The sequence below is a fragment of the Mesorhizobium sp. B4-1-4 genome, from assembly GCF_006439395.2.
Taxonomy (GTDB): Bacteria; Pseudomonadota; Alphaproteobacteria; order Rhizobiales; family Rhizobiaceae; genus Mesorhizobium.
Map to the genome: position 1 here is coordinate 3,910,063 of NZ_CP083950.1, position 21,268 is coordinate 3,931,330.

Annotated in this window: 23 protein-coding genes; 13 read left to right on the plus strand and 10 right to left on the minus strand. The window is 64.2% G+C overall.

Annotated elements, in window-relative coordinates; translation table 11 throughout:
* Positions 1-54 precede the first annotated feature (54 nt).
* A complete protein-coding gene (locus FJW03_RS18730; protein ID WP_140607233.1) occupies positions 55-1,836 on the minus strand; it encodes a chloride channel protein in 1,782 nt (593 codons plus the stop codon).
* 190 nt (positions 1,837-2,026) lie between these two features.
* Complete coding sequence (locus tag FJW03_RS18735) at positions 2,027-2,326, minus strand: putative quinol monooxygenase (RefSeq protein ID WP_140607234.1); 300 nt, start codon at positions 2,324-2,326, stop codon at positions 2,027-2,029.
* Between the two features lie 116 nt (positions 2,327-2,442).
* On the opposite strand from FJW03_RS18735, the gene flhA reads away from it, so the two are divergent.
* The 7 genes from flhA to FJW03_RS18770 all read left to right on the plus strand — a co-directional run bounded on the left by flhA (position 2,443) and on the right by FJW03_RS18770 (position 7,819).
* A complete protein-coding gene (flhA, locus tag FJW03_RS18740; protein WP_140607235.1) occupies positions 2,443-4,530 on the plus strand; it encodes a flagellar biosynthesis protein FlhA in 2,088 nt (695 codons plus the stop codon).
* Positions 4,527-5,279, plus strand: coding sequence for a flagellar biosynthetic protein FliR (gene fliR / locus FJW03_RS18745; protein WP_140607236.1), 753 nt, complete (start codon positions 4,527-4,529; stop codon positions 5,277-5,279). The genes flhA and fliR overlap by 4 nt, the downstream gene beginning before the upstream one ends.
* A 1-nt stretch (position 5,280) precedes the next feature.
* Positions 5,281-5,673, plus strand: coding sequence for a hypothetical protein (locus FJW03_RS18750; RefSeq protein WP_140607237.1), 393 nt, complete (start codon positions 5,281-5,283; stop codon positions 5,671-5,673).
* 81 nt (positions 5,674-5,754) lie between these two features.
* Complete coding sequence (locus tag FJW03_RS18755) at positions 5,755-6,324, plus strand: rod-binding protein (protein WP_181173094.1); 570 nt, start codon at positions 5,755-5,757, stop codon at positions 6,322-6,324.
* Positions 6,325-6,336: 12 nt separating this feature from the next.
* The gene (locus tag FJW03_RS18760; protein WP_140607238.1) at positions 6,337-6,762 is read left to right on the plus strand and encodes a hypothetical protein; all 426 of its coding nucleotides are present in this window, start codon (positions 6,337-6,339) and stop codon (positions 6,760-6,762) included.
* 29 nt (positions 6,763-6,791) lie between these two features.
* Positions 6,792-7,313, plus strand: coding sequence for a hypothetical protein (locus tag FJW03_RS18765; protein ID WP_140607239.1), 522 nt, complete (start codon positions 6,792-6,794; stop codon positions 7,311-7,313).
* Between the two features lie 221 nt (positions 7,314-7,534).
* Positions 7,535-7,819, plus strand: coding sequence for an SCP2 sterol-binding domain-containing protein (locus tag FJW03_RS18770; RefSeq protein WP_140607240.1), 285 nt, complete (start codon positions 7,535-7,537; stop codon positions 7,817-7,819).
* Between the two features lie 83 nt (positions 7,820-7,902).
* Here FJW03_RS18770 and FJW03_RS18775 read toward each other — a convergent pair whose 3' ends face one another.
* Together FJW03_RS18775 and odc2 are read right to left on the minus strand one after the other, a co-directional pair.
* Positions 7,903-8,571, minus strand: coding sequence for a GNAT family N-acetyltransferase (locus tag FJW03_RS18775; protein WP_226890405.1), 669 nt, complete (start codon positions 8,569-8,571; stop codon positions 7,903-7,905).
* Positions 8,572-8,731: 160 nt separating this feature from the next.
* Positions 8,732-9,865 (minus strand): ornithine/lysine decarboxylase, encoded by a 1,134-nt coding sequence (gene odc2, locus FJW03_RS18780; RefSeq protein ID WP_140607241.1) that lies wholly within the window; start codon positions 9,863-9,865, stop codon positions 8,732-8,734.
* Positions 9,866-10,405: 540 nt separating this feature from the next.
* Here odc2 and FJW03_RS18785 point away from each other — a divergent pair.
* From FJW03_RS18785 to FJW03_RS18800, 4 genes are all read left to right on the plus strand, one after another.
* Entirely contained in the window at positions 10,406-11,602 is a 1,197-nt protein-coding gene (locus tag FJW03_RS18785; protein WP_140759491.1) for an amidase, read from the plus strand.
* 105 nt (positions 11,603-11,707) lie between these two features.
* Entirely contained in the window at positions 11,708-12,607 is a 900-nt protein-coding gene (locus tag FJW03_RS18790; protein ID WP_140690414.1) for a LysR family transcriptional regulator, read from the plus strand.
* An 88-nt stretch (positions 12,608-12,695) separates the two neighbouring features.
* The gene (locus tag FJW03_RS18795) at positions 12,696-13,364 is read left to right on the plus strand and encodes a DUF1007 family protein (protein WP_140759488.1); all 669 of its coding nucleotides are present in this window, start codon (positions 12,696-12,698) and stop codon (positions 13,362-13,364) included.
* Entirely contained in the window at positions 13,361-14,533 is a 1,173-nt protein-coding gene (locus tag FJW03_RS18800) for a nickel/cobalt transporter (protein ID WP_140759485.1), read from the plus strand. The genes FJW03_RS18795 and FJW03_RS18800 overlap by 4 nt, the downstream gene beginning before the upstream one ends.
* Positions 14,534-14,576: 43 nt before the next feature.
* On the opposite strand, the gene denD is transcribed toward FJW03_RS18800, so the two are convergent.
* From denD to FJW03_RS18820, 4 genes are all read right to left on the minus strand, one after another.
* Positions 14,577-15,554 carry a D-erythronate dehydrogenase gene (gene denD, locus FJW03_RS18805; RefSeq protein WP_140759482.1) on the minus strand — a complete coding sequence of 326 codons (978 nt, stop codon included), beginning with the start codon at positions 15,552-15,554 and terminating at the stop codon, positions 14,577-14,579.
* A gap of 12 nt (positions 15,555-15,566) precedes the next feature.
* On the minus strand, positions 15,567-15,776 hold the full coding sequence (locus FJW03_RS18810; protein WP_140759479.1) for a hypothetical protein: 210 nt from the start codon (positions 15,774-15,776) through the stop codon (positions 15,567-15,569).
* An 85-nt stretch (positions 15,777-15,861) separates the two neighbouring features.
* Positions 15,862-16,830: a cation diffusion facilitator family transporter gene (locus FJW03_RS18815; protein ID WP_140759476.1), complete on the minus strand. Its 969-nt coding sequence runs from the start codon at positions 16,828-16,830 to the stop codon at positions 15,862-15,864.
* 75 nt (positions 16,831-16,905) lie between these two features.
* Positions 16,906-17,592, minus strand: coding sequence for a GNAT family N-acetyltransferase (locus FJW03_RS18820; protein WP_140759473.1), 687 nt, complete (start codon positions 17,590-17,592; stop codon positions 16,906-16,908).
* An 83-nt stretch (positions 17,593-17,675) separates the two neighbouring features.
* Here FJW03_RS18820 and FJW03_RS18825 point away from each other — a divergent pair, with 83 nt between their 5' ends.
* Both FJW03_RS18825 and FJW03_RS18830 read left to right on the plus strand, forming a co-directional pair.
* The gene (locus FJW03_RS18825) at positions 17,676-18,860 is read left to right on the plus strand and encodes a pyridoxal phosphate-dependent aminotransferase (RefSeq protein WP_140759470.1); all 1,185 of its coding nucleotides are present in this window, start codon (positions 17,676-17,678) and stop codon (positions 18,858-18,860) included.
* 152 nt (positions 18,861-19,012) lie between these two features.
* On the plus strand, positions 19,013-19,387 hold the full coding sequence (locus FJW03_RS18830; RefSeq protein ID WP_140759467.1) for a YciI family protein: 375 nt from the start codon (positions 19,013-19,015) through the stop codon (positions 19,385-19,387).
* Between the two features lie 33 nt (positions 19,388-19,420).
* On the opposite strand, the gene FJW03_RS18835 is transcribed toward FJW03_RS18830, so the two are convergent.
* Together FJW03_RS18835 and FJW03_RS18840 are read right to left on the minus strand one after the other, a co-directional pair.
* A complete protein-coding gene (locus FJW03_RS18835; protein WP_140759464.1) occupies positions 19,421-20,176 on the minus strand; it encodes an SDR family oxidoreductase in 756 nt (251 codons plus the stop codon).
* Positions 20,177-20,499: 323 nt separating this feature from the next.
* Positions 20,500-21,240, minus strand: coding sequence for a tellurite resistance TerB family protein (locus FJW03_RS18840; RefSeq protein ID WP_140690431.1), 741 nt, complete (start codon positions 21,238-21,240; stop codon positions 20,500-20,502).
* Between the last annotated feature and the right edge of the window lie 28 nt (positions 21,241-21,268).

Sequence of the window (21,268 nt, forward strand, 5' to 3'; positions counted from 1 at the left end):
GCGCCGGAGCAGGATGTGTCTGCCGGACGACACGAGGACGGGCAGGAGAATCCCCTACCCTTCGCCGGAAAGGTCCCGGCGCGCCTTTTCGAGCTCCTCGGCATAGCGCCGCATCAAATGGCCCTCGGTCAGCAGGCCGAGCACGATGTGATCGGTGAAGTCCTCGACCACGGCCAGTTCTTCGGCGCCGGCGCGCTGGAACGTCTCGGCGGCGGCCTGCACGTTCATGCTTGGCACCAGAACGGCATCCTTGTACTGGGCCAGATCGCGCACCGGCACATCGTCATCGGAGGGGTCGCTGTGCAGTTCGGCCACGATCAGCACGCCGACATACTCATCACCCGGGTCGACGGCGATAACGCGCTGGGCAGAGCCGAGCGGGATTTCCTTGCGGAAGGCGGCAAGCTTCGTCGAGGCATCGATGGTCTTGATGTCTTCGCGCATCATCGAGCCGACGGTGAGGCTGCGCATCCAGCCGACGTCGTGGGCGCTGCGGATGGTCTCGCCGCGCAGATGGAAGCGCCATGTCGAGAACGAATAGCCGAAGGTTTCGCGCACCAGGATCGCCGCCATGATCGAGGCCGCCAGCACCACGCCGGTGAGCGTCAGGTCGCGGGTCGATTCCAGCGCCAGGAAGGTCATCGTCAGCGGGCCGCCGACAACACCGACGGCAAGCGAAGTCATGCCGACGACGGCGGCGACGGCAGGGTCGATGCCGGTCGCCGGTGAGACGAGCGCCATCACGCCGGCGAACGCCTTGCCGAGCAGCGCGCCGAGGAACAGCGAGGCGAAGAACAGGCCGCCACGAAAGCCGGAGCCTAGGGAAATGGCCGACGCTGCCAGCTTCAGCACGAAGACGCTGGCCACCGCCGCCAGCCCGTAATTCATGGCGAATTCGCGATGCAGCGCGCCATGGCCGCTGGACAGGACCTGCGGCGTAACCAGGCCCAGCAGGCCGACAATGACACCGCCGATGACGGGCCGCACCGAGGCATCGATCGACAGTTTGGCAAAGCCGCGTTCGATCAGCGTCACCAACTGCATGATGGCGATCGAAGCGGCACCGCCGAGCAGGCCGAGCAGCAGGAACGGCACATATTGGCTGGGCGTCAGTGCCGGCAGGCCGGCGAGCTCCAGCGGGAACGGCACGCCGCCGAACACTTCCGCTGTCAGCGAGGCCGAGATAGCGGCGGTCATGACAGGCGCGACGTTGGCGACCGAATAGATGCCGATGACCAGTTCGAAGCCATAGAACGCGCCAGTCAGCGGCGCGTCGAAGGCGGCGGCGATGGCCCCGGCCGCGCCGCAGCCGACCAGGATGCGGACATCGTTGCGGCGCAGCCTGAAGATGCGCGCCAGCCGCGATGCCAGGCCGGAGCCGACCTGTGTATAGCCGGCTTCCAGCCCGACCGAGGCGCCAAAGCCGCTCGAGATCATCGTCTGGCAGACGATGACGAAAGTATCGGTGAGCGACATGCGCCCGCCATAGAGCGCATTGGCTTCGATCGGATCGACGGGTGTGCGGAACTTGCGCTTTCTCAGCCAGATCACGCTCAGACCGAGCAGGATACCGCCTATTGCCGGGACCAGCGCCTGCATCGGATTGGCGAGCGAGAACATGCCGGAAAGCCGGCCGCCAGGTTGAACGCCGAACAGCAAGCCGTGCAGGTCCTGCACGATCTGGCTCATCGCGGTGACCAGAATGCCCGCCATGACGCCGACAACGCCAGCCAGGATGACCACGGCGATGCCGCGCGCCTCGAGCAGAGGAATTGACCTCAGGAGCACCGCGCGCATCCGGCGGGCGTAGACTTCGCTGTGGGTTCTGGAAAGCACCGGGGCGGCTCGCCGAAATGAAAGGCAATGGAAGACCCGCCTGATACGCCGGGCGGCTCGGCAAGACAACCACAATGCCGACATCAAAGGCGCCATTATGGCCGAGAGACCGGCTGATTTCGGTCTTTCCCGCCCCTTGGTCGTGAAGCCACCGGTTCCGCCGTCAGTCGGTATCCTGATTGTTATTCGATCAGGTCGGCATAGGCTCGCCGGCCTCATAGAGCACGAGGTTACGCTCACCAATGCTGAGTGCCGGCCAGCTTGAACGCCACTCGGCGATGTGCGGCGAGCGGAAATGCGCATCGAGTGCCGCCTTGTCGCGCCATACCTCGGTGACCCGGATCAGCCCCGCGTCAAGCACATCCCGCGCATAGGAATATTCAAGGCAGCCGTCCTCGCCACGGCTGCCCGAGATCATGCGCTCCATCGCGGGCCTTGCCTCCTCGAACATATTGGGAGGCAAACGGATCGTACCGATGATCAGGAGCATGGGTCTTCCTTCTTGCGTTGCATCCGGTTCGGCCACTTTCCCACCCTCGCGCAAGCTTGGCCAGCTACCCTCGCCGGGCTGTCGCATGCTTGGCAGCCCATGGTTCGAGGACGAGAATGGCGATCAGCGAAAGCATCCAGCCCGGCGCGGTGGCCAAGAACGGCCGCGACATCTTCTTCGCGCTCGGCATCGTCGTCATCCTGGCGGTTCTGTTCCTGCCGATCCCCGCCTTCCTCATCGACATCGGCCTCGCCTTCTCGATCGCGCTTTCGGTGCTGATCCTGATGGTGGCGCTGTGGATCCAGCGGCCCCTCGATTTCTCGTCGTTCCCGACCGTGCTGCTCATCGCCACCATGCTGCGGCTATCGCTCAACATCGCCACCACGCGTATGATCCTGTCGCATGGCAATGAGGGCACGCACGCCGCCGGCTATGTCATCGCCGGCTTCTCAAAGCTGGTCATGGCCAGCGACTTCGTCATCGGCATGATCGTCTTCATGATCCTGATCGTGGTGAACTTCATCGTCATTACCAAGGGCGCCACCCGTATCGCCGAAGTCGGCGCCCGCTTCACCCTCGATGCCATCCCCGGCAAGCAGATGTCGATCGACGCCGATCTCTCCGCCGGCATGATCGACGAAAAGACGGCGCAGCTGCGCCGCCGCGAGCTGGAGGAGGAATCGTCTTTCTTCGGCTCGATGGACGGCGCCTCGAAATTCGTCCGCGGCGACGCCATCGCCGGCCTCATCATCACCGCCATCAACATCGTCGGCGGCATCGCCATCGGCTATATCAGGCACGGCATGGGCATGGGCGAGGCCGCCGACGTGTTCATCAAGCTGTCGGTCGGCGACGGTCTGGTCACCCAGATCCCGGCGCTGATCGTGTCGCTCGCCGCCGGTCTGCTCGTTTCAAAGGGCGGCACCCGCGGATCCACCAACCAGGCCGTGTTCGGCCAGCTCGGCGCCCATCCGCGCGCCCTCTATGTGGCGGCGGCGCTGCTGGTGCTGCTCGGCCTTATGCCTGGCCTGCCACTGTTTCCCTTCTTCGCGCTCGCCGCCGGCATGGCCGGCCTCGGCTACGTCATCCCGATGCGCCACGACCGCGCCGTCGCCGAAGCCGAGGCGCTGAAGAGCCAGGAGAAGGCGACCAAGGCCGAGGAAGAGAAGAACTCGGTCAAGGCCTCGCTCGCCACCGCCGAGATCGAGCTGCTGATCGGCAAGCAGCTTTCGACCCGGCTGCTGGTCTCGCATCAGGAACTGGTCTTCCGCATGGCCAAGATGCGCAAGAAATTCGCCCAGCAATACGGCTTCGTCGTGCCAGAGGTGCGCGTTGCCGACGATTTCGCTATCCCGCCGAAGAGCTACCAGATCAAGGTGCACGGCACGGTGGTCGCAGAATATTCGATGCGCGTCGGTGAGATCATGGTGCTGCTCGGCAACCGCGACTTGCCCGAAATACCGGGCGAAGAGATCCGCGAGCCCGCCTTCGGCATGCGCGCCTATTCCGTCATGGAAACCTTCGCCGAGGATTTGAAGCGCGAGAACTTCACTTTCGCCGACAACATGTCGGTGCTGCTCACCCATCTCTCGGAAGTCATCCGCAACAACCTGCCGCAGCTTCTATCCTACAAGGACATGAAGGCGCTGCTCGAACGCCAGGACCAGGAATACCGCAAGCTCGCCGACGAGATCTGCACCACGCACATCTCCTACCCGGGCCTGCAGGCCGTGCTGAAGCTGCTTCTGGCCGAGCGCGTCTCGATCCGCAACCTGCACCTGATCATCGAGGCGATCGCCGAGATCGCGCCGCATGTGCGCCGCACCGAGCAGATCGTCGAGCATGTCCGCATCCGCATGGCCCAGCAGATCTGCGGCGACCTGTCCGAGGGCGGCGTGCTCAAGGTGCTGCGCCTCGGCAACCGCTGGGACCTTGCTTTCCACCAGAGCCTCAAGCGCGACGCCAAGGGCGAGGTGCGCGAATTCGACATCGATCCGCGCCAGCTGGAAGAATTCGGCCAGGACGCCACCAAGGCGATCAAGAAGCACCTGGAAGCCGGCGAACGTTTCGTCCTCGTCACCGCGCCGGACGCCCGCCCCTATGTGCGCATGATCATCGAGCGCCTGTTCACAACGCTGCCGGTGCTCTCCCATGTCGAAATCGCCAAGGGCGTCGAGATCAGGGTGCTCGGAACCATATCGTGAGCGTTCTCTCGCAAGCGGTCGTCATCGCGGCATTCCTCGCCTTCTGCCGCATCGGCGCCTGCTTCATGCTGATGCCGGGCCTGTCCAGCGCGCGCGTCCCGATGCAGGTCAGGCTGTTCGTGGCGGTGGCCGCCACCGGCGGCCTGCTCGCCTTCCTCTGGGACCGCATCTTTCCCTTCGTCGATCCGCGCCCGCAGGTCCTGGTGCCGATGATCATTTCGGAACTCCTGGTCGGCGGTCTGATCGGCGCCATGACCAGGCTCTACATGGAAGCGCTGCGCTTCATGGGTTCGGCCATCGCCATGCTGATCGGCTATGGCGGCTCGGGCGGACCGGCGATCGAGGAGCCGGAACCGCAGGCCGCCCTTGCCGCCATCATCTCGTTCTCGGCGCTGCTGATGCTGTTCGTCTTCGATTTCGACCATGAGATCGTGCGCGCCCTGGTGGCCTCCTATACGGTGGCGCCCGTCAACGTCTTCTTCAACCCGCAGGCGGCCCTCGTCGACATCACCGACACCGTGTCGGACACCTTCTTCCTGGTCATCCGCCTCGGCAGCCCGTTTGTCGCCTATGCCATTCTGGTCAATCTGACGATCGGCTTCGTCAACAAGCTGACCCCGCAGATCCCGATCTATTTCATCTCCCAGCCCTTCGTCATCGCCGGCGGCATGATCATCTTCTATTTCGCTGTCGGCACCATGCTGTCGCTGTTCGTCAATGGCTTCGTCGACCTGACGCTGGCGAGGTGACATGAGCACGCGCAAGGATCGCCTCAAGAAACTGGTCAAGGTGCAGGAACAGCTGAAGGCGCTGCATGAAACCCGTCACGCCACCTTCCTGGCCGCCGCCAACGCCGCCGCGGCAGAGGCCAGGGAATTGATCGGACACTTCGACCAGGACAATTCGCTTTCCGGCCTGTTCCCCGATCTCTATCATCGCCGCATCGCCCAGGCGGTGGCGCGCCAAGAGAAGAGCCTGGAGGGCGCCAGGCAGGAAGCCGGCCTCATCGCCGCGGCAACCGCCCGCACCAACATGGTCGAACGCGCCTACAAGGACGTGCGCAACCGCGACGAGCGCGAACGTTCCGACCGCGAACGCCTCGATCTGATCGCGCAGAAGCGGGGCCATGAAGCCGACGAATAGGCCGAGCATGGCCCGCAAGCCTGCCACAAGCTTCTTGAGGCATGGTCTGGCTAAAGGAAAACCGGCAAAAGGCGGACTTTCTTGGCGATTTCTCCACCCAGCGACATCGTTATGGATGTCGCCCGAGCCGCGGAGCCGGCGGACATCGAGGCTGCCCGTGCCGCGCTGACCAAGCGTGCCGGCGGTGCCGCAGGCACGTTCTCGGTCGACGCCGCCGCATCGGTCGACGCCGGCTCGATCCTGTCGCGCGCCTCCGCCGAACACGCCGCCGGGACCGATCCGGCCAAGAAGTTCAAGAAGTTCGAGGCCATGGTGCTGCAGACCTTCATCCAGAACATGCTGCCCAAGGACACCGAGGGCGTCTATGGCAAGGGTCTCGCCGGCGACATGTGGAAATCGCAACTCGCCGAGCGCGTCGCCGACGTCATGGCCGATCGCGGCGGCATCGGCATCGCCAAGTCGCTGCTCGCCGACCACTATCTCGACGGCAAGCGCAAGGTGCCGATCGGCCCGGTTTCAAATGGACCGGAAAAGATCGAGATCGATCAGCAAACCCGTCTGTCCATCTCGCTCGTCCAGGAATTGCAGCGCAAGGCCGCCAGGTCGATGACCGGCGACGAGACAACCATAAAAACAGACATCAAGATCTAGACTGGAAACACCATGGCCGACTCATCCGAATTCATCGCCAACCTGCCAGCGCGCGCGACTGCGTCGGAAGCGTCGATTCCGTTCGCGCGCCCCGGAAATCTTGCCGCCATCATCGGCCGCATCGAGGAGGTGGTCGAGGAAGAGACCGCCGGCATCCGCAGCGACACCAGCTATGACCTCAAGGCGTCGAATGCCCGCAAGAGCCGCTATCTCTACGAATTGACGCGCGCCATGAAGGGCGGCAGCGAAGCCGAATTCCTCGAACAGCACCGCGAGGGCCTGACCCGGCTGCGGCAGAAGCTGGCCCGCAACGAGGCGGCGATCCTGGCGCATCTGAGCGCCGTCAACGAAGTCGCCAGCCTCCTGCGCAGCGCTATCCAGCGCGCCGAAACCGACGGTACCTATTCCGCCGGCGAGTTCGGCCGGCTGAAAGGTTAGAGCGCGACAATGTCGGGCTCGGTCTCCGAATGATCAAGGTCATCGCCATCGCGGTCTGGGTGTGCGCCGCCACCCTCGGCGCGGTATTTTATTCGTTCCAGGCCGCCGGCGAACGCGGCGTCGGCGAGAAACCCAAGCCGATGCTGGGCGGGCTGGACTACGTCAAGACCGACATCATTTCGGTGCCGCTGATCCGCGATTCCAGGATCGACGGCTACTTCCTGGCCAAGCTCGTCTACACCGTCGAGCCCGAGCAGATAAAAAAGCTCTCGGTCCCGGCCGAGGCATTGATCACCGACCAGGTCTACACCTACCTCTACGCCAATCCCCAGATCGACTTCACCAAGAGGGCGACGATCGACCTCGATGCCTTTCGCGCCGCCATCCGCGACACTGTCAATACCCGTGTCGGCGCGGACCTCGTGCATGAGGTTCTGGTCGACCAGGTCAATTTCCTGAGCAAGGACGAGATCCGCGACAACTGGCTGCGCCGCCGGCAGGAATCCGGCACAACCGCGCCCGAGACGGCCAAGCCGGTCAGCGCGCATTGACGCCACCCGGCACGGCCACGCACCGATGGTCCCGGCTGTTTCGCCGGTGCGGCGATAGGAACCAGCCGCTGCAATTCGCGTTGACGTAAACGTCAATCCAAAGCTATATGCGGCAGCGATTGTGATCGCCACAGATGCGGCATGGGCTTCGGCCGGACCGAAGCGCCGTTGCGCGACAGGTGCAACCAGACAAGCAGATGCAACCAGAACAGGAGAACAGCGTGAGCGTTCAGCAGATTGCCGAGAAGATCAAGTCGCGCGTGGCCAGCAGCGGGTTCGATCGTTCCGTGAAATTCGACACCGGCAGCGACGGCGTCATCGTCATCGACGGCGCAACTGTTTCGACCACCGACGCCCCCACCGACTGCACCATCAAGCTCTCGCTCGACGATCTCGATTCACTGATATCAGGCGACCTGAACCCGACCATGGCGTTCATGACCGGCAAGATAAAGGTCGAGGGCGACATGACGGTCGCCATGGCGCTCAGCCAGCTGATCGGCTGAGCACACAACCGCCGATCGCTTCACCGATCACGAAAAACGCCGCCTTATCGGGCGGCGTTTTTGTTCGGGTTCGGGTGGATGATTCAGGCCGCCAGAGTCGGCGCCTGCGCCTTCAGCTTGCGGCCGGATGCCTTCAGCGTACCCCGCGCGCCGTCAAGCGCGCCCTCCACCAGCTCCAGCGCCAACAAGCGGTGCCGCTCGTACGGCCCCGGCATGGCAAGCGAGCCGGTCTTGGTGGCCGAAAAGCCGAAGCGTCCGTAGTAAGGCGCATCGCCGACCAGCAGGATCGCCGCGTGGCCCAGCCGCGCCGCCTCGGCGATGGCATGGCGCATCAGCACCGAGCCGATGCCGGCATTCTTGAGCGACGGATCGACGGCAAGCGGGCCAAGCAGAAGTGCTGCCGGACCGGCCTCGCCGAGCGTCACATCCCACAGCCGCACCGTGCCCATGACGGAGCCGGATGCATCGCGCGCAACGAAAGCCAGGCCTTCGGAAGGCCGGCGGCCGCGCCGCAGTTTTTCGGATGACTTTGTCTTGCGCTTCGGCCCCATGGCGTCGTCGAGCAGCGCCTCGCGGGCCGCGACGTCACCAGCGGTTTCGGCAATGACGACAATGGCGCGGGCACTCTCCCCCCTTGAGGGGGAGATGTCGCCAAAGGCGACAGAGGGGGTCGCGCGTGAAGCGCCAACATCCATACGCCGCAGGAGGTCGCATCCGGTCGAACCGACCCCCTCTGGCCACTTCGTGGCCATCTCCCTCTCAAGGGGGGAGATTCCGTGCGCGGCGTCCTCAACAACGAAATTTGCAATGTCCATTTCCGCAATCCTTCACGAGCGGAGATCTGTTCCACAAGCGAACCCGGGCGGGCGACAGGCGCCCACCTGGGATGATCTGACCGGCTCTTTCGAACCGTCAGATCACGTAGGATCGGAGAGGCTCGAAGCCGTTGAAAGCGACCGCCGAATAGGTGGTCGTGTAAGCGCCGGTGCCTTCGATCAGCACCTCGTCGCCGATGGTCAGCGACAGAGGCAGCGGGTACGGCGTCTTCTCGTACATCACATCGGCCGAATCGCAGGTCGGGCCGGCGAGCACGCAAGGCGCGGTCTCGCCGCCGTCATGCGCGGTGACGATCGGGTAGCGGATCGCCTCGTCCATCGTCTCGGCCAGACCGCCGAACTTGCCGATGTCGAGGAACACCCAGCGCACATTGTCGTTGTCGGCCTTCTTCGAGATCAGCACGACTTCCGACTTGATGACGCCGGCATTGCCGACCATGCCGCGGCCCGGCTCGATGATGGTCTCGGGCAGCGCATTGCCGAAATGCTTGCGCAGCGCCGAGAAGATCGCCTGGCCATAGGCTTGCGCCACCGGCACGTCCTTCAGATAACGGGTCGGGAAACCGCCGCCCATATTGACCATCTTGAGTACGATGCCTTCCTCGGCCAGCGTCGAAAACACCGTCTTGGCGTCGGCGAGCGCACGGTCCCAGGCGGTCAGGTCGGTCTGCTGCGAGCCGACATGGAACGACACGCCATAGGCGTCGAGGCCGAGGCCCTTGGCATGGCGCAGCACGTCGACGGCCATGGCCGGCACGCAGCCGAACTTGCGCGACAGCGGCCATTCGGCACCCTCGCCATCGGTCAGCACGCGGCAGAACACGCGCGCGCCGGGAGCGGCGCGGGCGATCTTCTCGACCTCCTCGACGCAGTCGACCGCGAACAGCCGGATGCCGAGCTGGTAAGCGCGGGCGATGTCACGCTCCTTCTTGATGGTGTTGCCGAAGGAGATGCGGTCGGCCGGCGCACCGGCGTCCATCGCCATCTCGACTTCGGCAACGGATGCGGTGTCGAAGGACGAGCCCATCGCAGCAAGCAGGCGCAGGATCTCCGGCGCCGGGTTTGCTTTCACCGCATAGTAGATCTTGGAATCGGGCAGCGCCTTCTCGAAGGCGCGGAAATTGTCGCGCACGACATCGAGATCGACGACGAGGCACGGGCCGGTCGGACGTCGGGTGGCGAGAAAGTCGAGGATGCGCTGGGTAGCCATCGGTATCTCCATCACGCCTTTCGGCGCGCACAAGGGTGCGGACGCGGGCTGTCGGCCTCGCGAACACGCGGTCAAACAAAGGCGGGACGGAAAATCCATGGAACCAGCCGGTGGAGACCCCGGAACCATGAAACGCCGTCTCGCGGCGATGAACCTAGCCTTGCCCGGCTTCGGTTCGCTTTGTCTGCCTTGGCTTGGATTGGGAGAACCCCGTTCCGCACTGCCGGCAATGAAGGTGTGCCTCTTCAGTAACCCCGGTCTTTGGACAACCGGCAGAGAACCAGAAAGGCCCGCACCGTCGTTGCTTCAAGGTGTCCTCGGTCTGGCGGTTGGCCGCTAAACCGACTGGAGGGGTTAGCTCCAGTTACCTTACCGATTGCCCTCACCATTCGAGGATCGGCGGACACCCACAGGCACGTGCGACTTTGGGCAAGCGCGATATATGGCCGGTGGCCGTCACAATCAATAAAAATCGTATCTCAGGTTGTAAAATTTCCGGCACCGAACAATGTTGGCGCAAACGTATCCGGATATCGAACAATGACAGGCACGCACGGCCCTCTCAACGCCTTTCTCGATCTTCGCCAAGTGCCGGTGGCGCATGCCAAGCTCGGCCCGCTCGCCGGACTGCGGCTGGCCGTCAAGGACATCTACGACGTTGCCGGCTACCGCACCGGCTGCGGAAATTTGCGGAAATTCGCCGAAAGCCCTGCCGCCTCGCGCACCGCCCCCGCCATCCAGATGATTCTCGACGCCGGCGCGCGCTTTGTCGGCAAGACCCAGACCGACGAGCTTGCCTTCGCGCTGTTCGGCCAGAACGCGCATTTCCCGTTTCCGGTAAACCCTGCCGCGCCCGACCGCGTCACCGGCGGCTCGTCGTCGGGGTCGGCGGCGGCGGTCGCGGGTGGGCTGGCCGATATCGCCACCGGCTCCGACACCGGCGGCTCGATCCGCGCGCCGGCGAGTTTTTGCGGGCTGATCGGGCTGCGCACCACACATGGCCGCATCTCTCTCGACGGCACCATGAAGCTGGCGCCGAGCTTCGACACATTCGGCTGGTTCGCGAATGACATCGATACCTACGAAGCCGTCGGCAAGCTTCTGCTCAGCCGCGACCCGCACCAGCACACGCTGGACCGTCCGCTGACGCTCGCCTGGCTGGACGAGATGGTCGCCCGGCCGGCGCTCGACGAATATGCCGGGATGACGGCGCTGGCGAGCGCGGTCTTCGGCGCGCCGGCGACGCCGACGACGCGCTTCAGCTCTTCCCCGGATGAACTCTACTGGTGCTTTCGCCGGCTGCAGGCCAGGGAGGCCTGGGCGGTGCATGGCGAATGGATCACCAGCGGCGAGCGCGACCTCGGCCCCGGCGTCGAGGAGCGATTCGGCTTTGGCCGTGCCGTCGATGACCGCACGGCACAGGCCGAGAGGGTGCGCCGGCTGACCTTCCGCGGCGAACTCGGCGCCCTGCTCGGCGAGGACGGATTCCTCATCCTGCCGACGGTGCCGGGGCCGGCGCCCTATGTGGACAGCACACCCGAGCAGTTCCAGGCCTATCGCGAGCGGGCGCTGCATCTTCTGTGCCTTGCCGGCCTGTCGGGCTTTCCACAGATCACCCTGCCCATCGGCTCGGTCGCCGGCGCTCCGTTCGGCCTGTCGCTGCTGGGCCCTTCCGGCAGCGACATTGCCCTGATACGGCTCGGCCGAAAACTTCTAATGCATGTCGCGCAAAAGTGACCTCGGTTTTGCGATGACGACATGCATCAAACAAAAACTCAAAGCGCGTCGCATGAATCCGCTTCGACGCGACGCGCTTTGGACGCCGCACGAAAGGCCTGATCCATGGACACACTGACCCGCATGCGTGCCTTCATCGATGTGGTCGAGGCCGAGGGCTTTTCGGCGGCGGCGCGCAAGATCGGCCGCTCCAAGGCGCTGTTGTCGAAATATGTACGCGAGCTGGAGGACGAGCTCGGCGCGCTGCTCTTGAACCGCACCACGCGCCAGTTTTCGATGACCGAGGCCGGTCATACCTATTACCGGCGCGCCTCGGAGATCGTGCGCGAAGTCGATAGCCTGGCCGACGCGGTGCGCGAATCCTCCGGCGATGTGCGCGGCCGGATCAAGCTGTCGGCGCCGCGCACCTTCGCCGACGCGCCGGTCGGCCAGTCGCTGATCGATTTCGCCAAGCAGCACCCCGACATCGTGCTCGACATCCAGCTCGACGACCGCTTCGTCGACCTGGTCGAGGAAGGCTTCGATCTCGCGGTGCGCATATCGCGTCTGGAGAACTCGTCGCTGATCGCCAGACGGCTGGCGCCATTCTCCGTAAAGCTCTGCGCGTCGCCGGAGCTGATCGCCAAGCATGGCATGCCGACACGGCCGCAGGATCTCGGCCACATGCCTTGCATCGTCGACACCAATGGCCGCGGATTGAACAACTGGGCGTTCAAGGGCGACAACAACGATCAGTTGAGCGTCGCCGTGTCCGGCCCTATCGAGGTCAACAGCCCGATGGCGGCGCGCGCCGCCGCCATGTCGGGGCTCGGGTTTTGCATCCTGCCGGATTTCATCGCCGCGCCCGATCTCAAGAGCGGCCAGTTGGTGACGGTGCTTGACGACCGCATCCTGTCCGGCGGCGGTATCTTCGCCGTCTACCCGCACCGCCGCTATTTGCCGGCCAAGGTCCGCGTTTTCGTCGACTTCCTGGTGCAGTGGTTCAGGACGCGTGAGATTGCTTGATCCGTTTCAATCGTCTCGCGGTCCCAATTTCGCCCCCTTTGTGGTAACTGTCGGGCTTTCTCCGAAGCCAAGGGAATCGCGACCGGGAATGCACCTGAAACGGCACGCAATCATGTTGGCTTCGGGCTTGGCGGCGACTCTTGCCGCCACGGGGCCGGCTTATGTGCATCCGCATGTTTTCGCCGAGGCGCGGCTCGACGTGATCCTGTCTCCGGATCACCAAAGCGTGAAAGCGCTACGCCATCTCTGGCGCTTCGACGACCTATTTTCGAGTACGGTGATGATGGAGTTCGACAAGAACTCCGACCTGAAGCTTGACGACAAGGAGTTGAAGGAGGTCGCCGACACCGTTCATGCCTCTCTGGCCGAATTCAATTATTTCCAGCTCGTCACGCAGAACGGTAAGGACGTGACGATGGTGCCACCTCCACATCTGATGGCCAATTTCGACAACGACCAACTGATCATCCTGTTCGAGTCCGAACCCAAGGCGCCGATCAAGCTGACCGGCAAGATCGACATCGGCGTCTACGACCCGACCTTCTATACGGCAATCGATTTCACCGAGGATTCCAACATCACGGTCGAAGGACTGCCGCCGAACTGCGCCAGCAAGGTCATCCGGCCGGATCCGGACGAAGCCATCAAGGAAAACCAGAAAACCCTGACGGATGCCTTCTTCAACGACCCGACAGGCACAAACATGAGCAAGATCTTTGCCACCAAGCTCGAACTGAACTGTCAGCCAGAAGGATGAACCCGGTGACGAAACCGTCCCTGCGTTTGGCATTCGGCCTGTTGGCCCTCACCTTTGTCACGATGCATTTCGCCAACGCCGCGCACGCCCAGAGTTCGCTGGGCATCGGCGTCAATGACGGCATGGCGCCCAGCACCGGTCCGTTCGCCCACGTCCTGATGTGGATTAATCTGAGGCAACAGGAATTCTATCGTGCGCTGGCAACGGCCATGAAGGCGATGCGCCAGGACGGCAGCAAGATCTGGATACTCGTCGGCCTATCCTTCGCCTACGGCATCTTCCACGCCGCCGGCCCCGGCCACGGCAAGGCGGTGATCTCGTCCTACATGGTGGCCAATGAAGTGGCGCTGCGGCGCGGCATCCTGTTGTCCTTCGTCTCGGCCCTGCTGCAGGGTCTGACCGCGGTAGCGGTGATGGCGCTCGCTTATTTCGTGCTGCGCGGCACGGCCGTCTCGATGACCGACGCGGCCTGGTTCATGGAGATCATGAGCTTTGTCTTTGTCACGCTGTTCGGCGCCTGGCTGCTGTGGCGCAAGCTCGGTCCTTCCATCACGCGCCTGTTCGGCGGGGCACCCGCTTACAGCCTGTCGGCGGCCCATGCCGGGCATTCCCACGCCAGCCATTCGCAGGCTGCTCATTCGGCGCATGCTCATTCGCATGCGCTGCACGTTCATGAAGACCACGACCATGCACATGGCCATTCGCACGACCATCACGGCGCGTATGACCACCACCAGGACCATGGCGCGCACGATCATGCGCATCATGGCCACGCGGCCGGCGAAGTCTGCGAAACCTGCGGCCACTCGCATGCGCCCGATCCGGCGCTGCTGTCGGGCGACCGCTTCGACTGGCGCACGGCCTGGACGGCGGTGGCGGCGGTTGGCATCCGCCCCTGCTCCGGCGCGCTGATCGTGCTGAGCTTCGCACTGCTCAACGGGCTCTGGCTCGGTGGGCTGCTGTCGGTGCTGGCGATGTCGATCGGAACCGCGATCACTGTGTCCGCGCTGGCGACGGTCGCGGTGACCGCCAAGAACTGGGCGGTTTATTTCGCCGGCGACGGCCGCATGGGCAACCGCATCCATTCGGTCGTCGAGATCGGCGGCGCCGCCTTCGTCTTCCTGTTCGGACTGTTGTTGCTTTCAGCGAGCCTGACGGGCAGCGTCTAGGCCTGTCCCATCCCGATCGAACGTGATGGGGGCCCGCAGACCGTTAACCGGGAATCTTGCCGCCGAGTTCATCCTCGATATGGGCGCGGATGATCTCGTCGAAACTCTTCTCGGCCACAAAACCGAGTTCTCGTGACCGCCGCGCCTCGAACCGCGTCGGCCAGCCCTTGACGATCGCCCAGATCGTCTCATCTGGCTCCTCGCGGATCAACTTCACTGCCTTCGCGCCGGCAATGCGTTCCAGCGCCTCGATCTGCTCGCCGACGGTGACGGCGACGCCCGGCATCGTCAGGTTACGGCGCGGCCCAACGGCCGCACCATCGATTTCAGCCGCATGGATCAGGAAGTTCACGGCCGAGCGCGGGCTGGCATGGGTGTGCACGACCGAGCGCGGCACCGGCAGGATCGCCTCGTGGCCGCTCAGCGGCTCGCGGATGATGCCGGAGAAGAAGCTGGAGGCCGCCTTGTTGGGCTTGCCTGGCCGCACGCAGATCGTCGGCAGCCGGATGCCGATGCCGTCGAAGAAACCGCGCCTGGTATAGTCGGCCAGCAGCGCCTCGCTCATCTGTTTCTGCGTGCCGTAGGAGGTCAGCGGAGTCGGGTGGAAGTCATCGGGAATGACATCCGGGAACGGCGCGCCGAACACGGCGATCGATGAGGTGAAGACGATGCGTGGCGCAAAGCCCGCCAGCCGGATGGCATCGAACAGCGCCCGCGTCCCGTCGAGATTGACGCGGTAGCCGAGATCGAAATTGGCTTCCGCCTCGCCGGACACGATGCCGGCGAGGTGGAAAATGACGTCGGGACGCGACGCGACCAGGCTTTCGGCGGCGCCCGCCTCGGCGAGATCGCCGGTATGGGTATGGATGCTGACACCGTCGAGGGTCGGCGCCTGCGGCGACACGATGTCGTGCAGTTCGAGTGCGGTGATCTTCTTGCCGCGCAGCGTGCCGTCCTTGGCCAGCCGGGCGATGAGTTTGCAGCCGACCATGCCCGCGGCGCCGGTGATCAGAATGCGCATGTCAAACTTCCCTTATTTGTCCTGGTTCTTGCGCTGGCTGCGGGCCCGCAGCCAGAAAACTGTAAAAAACGCCAGCACGAAGACGACGCCGAAAATGCCCGCGAGCACTGTCGAAAGGCTGCCGAGTGCCAGCATGACGGTCGGCAGATAAAAGGCCGCCGTGCCGAACAGAAGTAGGATCAACAGCGCAGCGATGGCCGAATTCCTGGTATCTCGGTCCATTAGGCTGGACCAGGACGGTGGGCGTTGGTCAAGCTGGCTTCCAAGGCAGTGGAACTCCTGAGACAGGGCCGGTCATTGACCGGGCCTAGTGGTGGTGGCCGTGATGCGCGGCCGCATCGGGTTCATACTCATGACCGTCGCCGTCGTCGGCGCATTGGCCGAACTCCGGTTCCACGGTGGCATGGCTGATGGCGTGCTCGCTGGCAAGCCGCTTCTTGATGGCGCTGACCGCCTGGTGCGCGTCGACGCCTTCGTCCAGGCAGGCATGCAGCGTCGCCATGTTGCTGGCGCCGTCGAGCGACCAGATGTGCATATGGTGCACTTCACGCACGCCCTGGATGGTCTTTTCGAGGTCCCTGGCGATGAGATCCCGGTCAAGGCTCTCCGGCACGCCTTCGAGCAGCACATGGGCCGCGGCACGCATCAGCGACCATGCCGTCGACAGGATCAGCAACGCGACGAGCACCGACAGGATCGGGTCGATCGGCGTCCAGCCGGTCGCAAGGATGACAACCGCCGCCACGATCGCCGCGGCCGAGCCCAGCAGGTCGCCAAGCACATGCAATATGGCGCCGCGCATGTTGAGGCTCTCGCGATCGCCGCCATGCAGCGCCAGGAAGGAGCCTATATTGACCAGCAGACCGAGCACCGCCACGACCAGCATCGGTCCGCCCAGCACCGGCGGCGGCCTCTGCAGGCGCTCCCACGCCTCATAGACGATCCAGAGCGCGATAACGAAGATGGCGATGCCGTTGGTATAGGCGACCAGCGTCTTCACCCGGCCGAAGCCGTAGGTGAGACGGCCCGTCCCCGGCCGGTCCGCGAGATGAAACGCATACCAGGCAAGGCCGAGCGCGATGGCGTCGGCAAGCATGTGGCCGGCGTCCGCCAGCAGCGCCAGCGACCCGGTGAAAAGACCGCCAAACGCTTCCGCCACCATGAAGCCCGCCGTCAGGCAGGCCGCGATCAGAACGCGCTTCTTGTCGGTCGAGCCATGCACATGGCCGGCCCCGTGATCATGCCCGCTATGGTCGTGGGAATGGGCATGCGCCAATGGCAGACTCCTGAAGCGCTTTGTTACCACGCAATTCCGGACGGAAAACCGCCACGCATTTTTCCTGGAAGTGCCCTAAGCCCCGAACTCCGCGCGAAAATCCTCGAGCCGTCGTTTCTGCTGGCCGGCGCCGTCGAAATTGGCCGGATCGAGCCACGCCTCATAGGCTTTGCGAAGGGCCGGCCACTCCTTGTCGATGATCGAATACCACGCGGTATCGCGGTTTTCACCCTTGACGATGAGATGCTGGCGGAAAATCCCCTCGAACTTGAAGCCGAAGCGTTCCGCCGCCCGCTTCGACGGCTCGTTGCGGTTGTTGCACTTCCATTCGTAGCGCCGGTAGCCGAGCTCGTCGAAGATGTATTTCATGAACAGGAACTGCGCTTCCGTCGCCGCCGGCTTTCGTGAAATCAGTGGGCCCCAATAGATATTGCCGATCTCGATAACGCCGTAGGCGGGATCGATGCGCATCAGCGTCTGGCGACCTGCGACTTTGCCGCTGGCCTTGTCGATGACGGTGAAGAAAAGCGGATCCTCACTGGCTTCGACCTTGTCCAGCCAAGGCTGGAAGGCGGCGCGGGTTTCCGGCGGATAGTCCGGCAGCCAGGCGAAGCGGCCGTCGACGTCGGAAACCGAGGACGCCTCATAGAGGCCGTCGCCATGCTTTGCGGCACTCAGCGGTTCGAGCCTGACAGTGCGGCCCTCCAGCACCTTGCGCTCCGGGCGCGGACGCGGTTGCCAATCCTTGAGATTTTCCGACACCGAAAGCTCCAATCCGTTTGACTTTTGCCTGATGAGGCTCACAAAAACGCAACCTCATGGTAAGAACCACACGGACGGGAAAAATGCTCCACACGATTTCGGCCTTCGATCGTCTCGGCGAGGAAAACGCCTTTGCCGTGCTGGCGCGCGCGACGGCGCTGGCGAGCCAGGGCCGCGACATCGTCAACCTCGGTATCGGCCAGCCCGACTTCAAGACGCCGCACCACATCGTCGAAGCCGCGATCAAGGCGCTGCATGACGGCCATCACGGCTACACGCCGGCCAACGGGCTTCTGGCGACGCGCGAAGCGGTGGTGCGGCGCACGCTGACCACCACCGGCGTCGAGGTCTCGCCCGAAGCGGTGATGATCCTACCTGGCGGCAAGCCGACCATGTTCGCCGCCATCCTGATGTTCGGCGAACCCGGCGCCGAGATCCTCTATCCGGACCCCGGCTTTCCCATCTACCGCTCGATGATCGAGTTCACCGGTGCGGCCCCCATTTCTGTGCCGATGCGCGAGGAGAACGGCTTTGCCTTCTCCGCCGAGGAGACGCTGGCGCTGATCACCAAAAAGACCAGGCTGCTGATCCTCAACTCGCCGGCCAACCCGACCGGCGGCGTGACGCCGCGCGCCGAGATCGAAAAGCTGGTCAAGGGGCTGGAGAAGCACCCCGATGTCGCCATCCTGTCCGACGAGATCTACGACGTCATGACCTATGACGGCGAGACGCATTGCTCGCTGCTCCGCTACCCCGAAATCCGCGACCGCCTGATCGTGCTCAACGGCTGGTCCAAGACCTGGGCGATGACCGGCTGGCGCATGGGCTGGTCGATCTGGCCGAACGGCGACAAGGGCGCCCATCTCTACGACAAGGTGCGCAAGCTGGCGGTCAATTGCTGGTCCTGCGTCAACGCGCCCAGCCAGTTCGCCGGCATCGCCGCCATCGACGGCCCGCAGGACGACGTCGACAAGATGATGCGCGCCTTCGATCGGCGCAGGAAGGTCGTCGTCGAAGGACTGAACGCCTTGCCCAACATCTCCTGCATCACGCCCAAGGGCGCATTCTATGCCTTCCCCAACGTGTCGAAGACCGGCTGGAAGGCCAAGAAGCTTGCCTCGGCGCTGCTCGATGATGCCGGCGTGGCGCTGATCGGCGGTCCCGATTTCGGCATTCTCGGCGAAGGCTATGTCAGGCTCTCCTACGCCAATTCCGAGGAGAACATCTCGCGCGCACTGGACAGGATTGGAGCGTTCCTGGCGAAGTGAGGCTTAAGGCGGGCCGGTCTCCTCGTCGAGATAGATTACGGCCGGTCGCCACGGCGGTGTCATGAGCCGTCCGGAGGCGCTTGGCCAAGACTGGGCGGGCATGCCGAAAACGGCTACGACTTCCGCGGATCAGACAAGATGAGGGACCCCGGATGTTCTATGCAATCCTTGCCTATCACGTCGAGGACGCGATCAAGGCGCTGACGCCGCAGGAAGATGCGGCGCTGATGGCCGAGTTGCTGAAGATAAACACCAGGCTTCACGAGGAAGGTACGCTTGGACCCTCCGCGCGTCTGGGAGCGACACAGGATGCCTGCACCCTGCGCGGCCCGGGCGACGGCGTTATCCTCGACGGTCCTTTCGCCGAGACCAAGGAACAGTTGCTCGGCCTCTATGTCGTCGACTGCGCCACGAGAGACGACGCCATCGCGATCGCCCGCGACCTTCGCCGCGTCAATCCTACAGCCGTTTACGAGATCAGGCCGATTTTGCTGTTCAAGCCCGGCGTGCCGCTGGCGGCCAAATGAACCGGCGGCGAAAGCCCTGCCGGCACCCGCCGCTCAGCCGCGCCCGACAAACGGCATCTTGGTCGCCATCACGGTCATGAACAGCACATTGGCGTCAAGCGGCAGGCTGGCCATGTGGAGGACGGCATTCGCGACATGCTGGACATCCATCACCGCTTCGGCGGCGATGGAGCCATTGGCCTGCGGCACGCCGACGGTCATCGGCTGCGCCATATCGGTCAGCGCGTTGCCGATGTCGATCTGGCCGCAGGCGATATCATAGGGGCGGCCGTCGAGCGCCAGCGTCTTGGTCAGCCCGGTGATCGCATGCTTGGTGGCCGTATAGGGCACCGAGCCCGGGCGCGGCGCATAGGCCGACACCGAGCCGTTGTTGATGATACGCCCGCCCATCGGCCGCTGCTTGCGCATGGCGCCGAAGGCGGCGCGCGCGCACAGGAACGAACCTGTGAGGTTGACCCCGACGATCTCGTCCCACACCTCGACCGGGATCTCGTCGATCGGCGTCGACTTGTAGCCCATGCCGGCATTGTTGAAGAGCAGATCGACGCGGCCGAACGCTTCCGCCACCGTCTCGAACAGATCGTACACCTCGCCAACCTTGCTGATGTCGCAGGCAACCGCCAGGGCCCTGGCCTCCGTCGGCCCGGCCTCGGCGACCGCCGCATCCAGCACGGATTTGCGGCGTCCGCAGAACACGGTGTTCCAGCCCGCCTCAAGCAGCGCCGTGGCGACGCTTTTGCCGATGCCCGTGCCGGCGCCGGTGACAATGGCGGTTTTCTGCTCGGTCATGGCTGTCCTCCGAATGTAGGTCGCCCAAAAAGCGCGTAGCGGTTTTGGGACAATGGCATGCGTAAGACAAGAGCCAAGCGTGCGGTGCGTTCCCTGAAGCACCCAAAAAGATGCCGGTTTTTGCTGTCTGGGAATGGACTTCGGGGGATGATCGGGGCCAGTTTTCGACGAAGCTAGCCGCCGACAAAAAGGGCGGTCATTGGCGACCGCCCTGATCTGAACCGGGCTTGGGAGGAGGAAAAGCCGATCCGACTGTGTAGAATGATGCGCTTCCTGAGTTAATGAAAGGTTAACGCTGGAAACGTGACCTGTGCCGTTTTGGCCTACCAGCGCGGATTGGGCGAGGTGCCCGCCTTGGCCGCCGGCACCTTGGCCGCTGAAACTGTCGCCTCGACATGGTCGACCAGCGCGTCCGGCAGGCCCAGCCGTCCGGCGAGCAGGTCGAGATAGCCGCGCTCGGCGCGTGTGTCCGGATCGATGGTCAGGCGCGAGGCGGTGTAAAGTTCGAGCTTCTGTGCGTCGGTATGGGCGCCGGCCACCAGCGTGTCGAGATCGAGCGGCTTCTCCAGTTCGGCCATCAGGAATTTCTCGGCCTCGGCGCCAATCCCTGCAAGGCTGAGCTTGCCGGCGATCTTCTTGCGCTCGTCGTCGTCGACATGGCCATCGGCCTTGGCGGCCGAGATCATCGCCCGCACCAGCGTCAGCGTGAATTCATCCTCGCCTTGCGGCGCCTGCGACGGATGGAAGGCCGTGTCCTTGGGCGGCGGCAGCAATTCCGGTTCGCCGGCGGCTGGCGCTTGCTCCGGCGCGTTGCCGGCCTTGTAATTCTGGTAGGCCTTGTAGGCGAGGCCGCCGATCGCGGCGAGCCCGCCGAGCTTCACGGCTGCACCCGTCACTTCGCGGCCGGCACCCGTTCCAAGCAGCACCGCCGCCAGCGCGCCCGCGGCCAACGGGTTGTCCTTGGCCATCTGCACCGCCTGCCCGGCCTTGTCGCGGACAGTGCCGCTGGTGCCGGGAATTTGCGAGCCGAGCAGATCGTCGAGAAGCTTCTTGGGATCGAACATTCAATGCCTCCAGCATGAGCCCGGCCGA

Coding starts and splice junctions, on each gene's coding strand:
- FJW03_RS18735 (WP_140607234.1), bottom strand. CDS start 2,326: ATGCTCCTGATCATCGGTACGATCCGTTTGCCTCCCAATATGTTCGAG.
- flhA (WP_140607235.1), top strand. CDS start 2,443: ATGGCGATCAGCGAAAGCATCCAGCCCGGCGCGGTGGCCAAGAACGGC.
- FJW03_RS18750 (WP_140607237.1), top strand. CDS start 5,281: ATGAGCACGCGCAAGGATCGCCTCAAGAAACTGGTCAAGGTGCAGGAA.
- FJW03_RS18760 (WP_140607238.1), top strand. CDS start 6,337: ATGGCCGACTCATCCGAATTCATCGCCAACCTGCCAGCGCGCGCGACT.
- FJW03_RS18765 (WP_140607239.1), top strand. CDS start 6,792: ATGATCAAGGTCATCGCCATCGCGGTCTGGGTGTGCGCCGCCACCCTC.
- FJW03_RS18775 (WP_226890405.1), bottom strand. CDS start 8,571: ATGGCCACGAAGTGGCCAGAGGGGGTCGGTTCGACCGGATGCGACCTC.
- odc2 (WP_140607241.1), bottom strand. CDS start 9,865: ATGGCTACCCAGCGCATCCTCGACTTTCTCGCCACCCGACGTCCGACC.
- FJW03_RS18785 (WP_140759491.1), top strand. CDS start 10,406: ATGACAGGCACGCACGGCCCTCTCAACGCCTTTCTCGATCTTCGCCAA.
- FJW03_RS18790 (WP_140690414.1), top strand. CDS start 11,708: ATGGACACACTGACCCGCATGCGTGCCTTCATCGATGTGGTCGAGGCC.
- FJW03_RS18795 (WP_140759488.1), top strand. CDS start 12,696: ATGCACCTGAAACGGCACGCAATCATGTTGGCTTCGGGCTTGGCGGCG.
- FJW03_RS18800 (WP_140759485.1), top strand. CDS start 13,361: ATGAACCCGGTGACGAAACCGTCCCTGCGTTTGGCATTCGGCCTGTTG.
- denD (WP_140759482.1), bottom strand. CDS start 15,554: ATGCGCATTCTGATCACCGGCGCCGCGGGCATGGTCGGCTGCAAACTC.
- FJW03_RS18810 (WP_140759479.1), bottom strand. CDS start 15,776: ATGGACCGAGATACCAGGAATTCGGCCATCGCTGCGCTGTTGATCCTA.
- FJW03_RS18825 (WP_140759470.1), top strand. CDS start 17,676: ATGCTCCACACGATTTCGGCCTTCGATCGTCTCGGCGAGGAAAACGCC.
- FJW03_RS18830 (WP_140759467.1), top strand. CDS start 19,013: ATGTTCTATGCAATCCTTGCCTATCACGTCGAGGACGCGATCAAGGCG.
- FJW03_RS18835 (WP_140759464.1), bottom strand. CDS start 20,176: ATGACCGAGCAGAAAACCGCCATTGTCACCGGCGCCGGCACGGGCATC.
- FJW03_RS18840 (WP_140690431.1), bottom strand. CDS start 21,240: ATGTTCGATCCCAAGAAGCTTCTCGACGATCTGCTCGGCTCGCAAATT.